The sequence below is a fragment of the Streptococcus sp. ELY_125 genome, assembly GCF_058314535.1.
In genome coordinates, this window is record NZ_JBZFUM010000050.1 from 1 (window position 1) to 557 (window position 557).

The 557-nt window shown below is 52.2% G+C and carries 1 pseudogene; it reads right to left on the bottom strand.

Going from position 1 to position 557, the window contains the following annotated elements:
• Positions 1-557 (bottom strand): annotated as a pseudogene (locus tag AC4HAL_RS11005) (hypothetical protein); the annotation flags it as partial.

Sequence of the window (557 nt, forward strand, 5' to 3'; positions counted from 1 at the left end):
ACGGTGCCATTTTCATTTTTATTGACCTTGTGCGGTTTGATGTAGTTATTATTGGGATTGTCTGGATCTCCTGGTTTCCCTGGGGTAGTGACCCGAACGATATTGGATTTGACCCCATAAGCATCGTTGACCGTTAGGGTAAAGTTATTTTCATAGGTGGCCCCGTCGTTCATGACCTGACCGACAATGGTTGGGACGGGGGCAGTGATGCCCTTGGTGTAGTCCTGATTGAGCATGGCCAGGGTTTCCGCGGTGGCTGTGAAGGTCACGGTATGCGTGGTTGCGTCATAGGTGACCTCAAAGTCTGGACTGGCCACCTTAGTCGCTTCGAGGTTGAACTGATAGCCGCTTGGCAGGGGATCGACCAAGACGAAGGAGGTGGTTTCCTCACGGTTGGCTGGCAGTTCAGCCGTTCTCAGTTGGAACTTGACCACCGACTGCTTAGCGACCAAGGTCTTGTCGATATCGACCCCTATGTTATTGGTGATGGCCTTGTTAACCTGAGGCTGGATGGCATAGCTAGCATAGTGGTAACGAACCGTTGGAACAGCGGGTGC